The organism is Acinetobacter sp. YH12241 (assembly GCF_013417535.1).
GTDB lineage: Bacteria > Pseudomonadota > Gammaproteobacteria > Pseudomonadales > Moraxellaceae > Acinetobacter.
The window spans coordinates 1-1,482 of sequence record NZ_VPDQ01000070.1 but is presented as its reverse complement, the minus strand read 5'-3'; the positions used below and the strand labels follow the sequence as shown (position 1 = coordinate 1,482).

Annotated in this window: 1 protein-coding gene; it reads left to right on the top strand. The window is 43.4% G+C overall.

Annotation, left to right across the window (positions count from 1 at the left end):
- The first annotated feature begins 93 nt into the window (after positions 1 to 93).
- On the top strand, positions 94 to 1,428 hold the full coding sequence (locus FTV18_RS15580) for an ISNCY family transposase (RefSeq protein ID WP_103254392.1): 1,335 nt from the start codon (positions 94 to 96) through the stop codon (positions 1,426 to 1,428).
- The last annotated feature ends 54 nt before the right edge of the window (positions 1,429 to 1,482 follow it).

Here is a 1,482-nt window from a genome sequence, read left to right as displayed (position 1 = left end):
ATGTTAGAACCCATTTAAAGTGTCTGTATTCTCACCAATAAAAATGTCTAGTTTATGATGATTTAACCATCATGGACTGGATATGAAATATAGATGCTGATCACTATGTCTGACAAAGAAATTCAACGTCTTGCGGTTCTGCAAGACGTTCGAGATCATCGTATTACCCAAGTCCGTGCTGCTGAAATCCTGAATCTTTCCACCCGTCAAATTACCCGGTTATTGCAGAAGCTCAATCAAGATGGTGTTTCAGGTCTGGCTCATGCCAGTCGTGGTCAACCTGGCCATCGTCGCCATGATGACTTGTTAAAAGCAAAGTGCCTTTCCATTATTTCTGAACATCTGCTGGGCTTTGGGCCCACCTTGGCGCATGAGAAGCTCAGCAGCATGTTTGAGCTGAATATTCCTGTGGAAACAGTTCGTCGCTGGATGACTGCCAATGAGCTCTGGATTCCGCGATCCAAGCGTCTGAAACGTCCATATCAGCCTAGATATAACCGTGATTGCTTCGGTGAACTGATCCAGATTGATGGCTCCTATCATGACTGGTTTGAAGGACGATCCGCCAAATGCTGTTTGCTGGTTTATATCGATGACGCCACTGGAAAGCTGTTGCATCTGCGCTTTTGTGAGGCTGAAACGACCTTCGACTATATGCTTTCCACGAGAGCCTACATTAAGCAATATGGCAAGCCTTTGGCCTTTTATAGCGATAAACACTCAGTATTCCGAGTGAATCAGAAATCGAGCCAAGACAGCAAGATCACGCAATTTGGGCGGATTCTGAATGAGTTAAACATCGATATTATTTTTGCCAACTCACCACAGGCCAAAGGACGTGTGGAACGTGCTAACAGGACACTTCAGGATCGTCTGATCAAAGAGATGCGTCTGGAAGGCATCAGTTCGATTGCTGAAGCCAATGCTTGGCTACCCTGCTTCATTGAGCAGTTCAATCAGAAGTTCGCCAAGTGTGCGCGTAACTCAAAGAATTTACATCGACCATTAACCGAATCTGATCTTGAACTGGATGATATTTTTACCTGGCAGGAACCACGTAAGGTCACCAAGAATCTAACCCTGACGTATGACAAATGTATTTATATGCTTGAACCGACTGAATTGAACCAGAAATTAGTTGGACAATACATTTCATTTCTGGAGTACCCGGATGGCACTGTTGCGATCATGTATGAAGGACGGAAGATCAACTACAGTATCTTCAATAAACTGACTGGACTGCAGCAGAATGAAGTGGTTGAGAATAAACGGTTAGGCGCAGTTCTGGCCCATATCCAACAACAGCATGAAGAGTTGGAAAAACAGAATAAACGTTCCCGTGCCAAGAAAAGTATGCCGAGTCGTAAAGCTCAGAAAGCTAGCAATGAACAAAGAAATTTAAATCCTGTTCTTGACTCTTGCAGTTAAAAACAGGACATTTTAAATGGTTTATCGCATAGACATTTTAATTGGTGAATAACA

Bases quoted from the DNA above. Each gene is read 5' to 3' on its own strand.
- FTV18_RS15580 (WP_103254392.1), top strand. From the start codon at position 94: ATGCTGATCACTATGTCTGACAAAGAAATTCAACGTCTTGCGGTTCTG.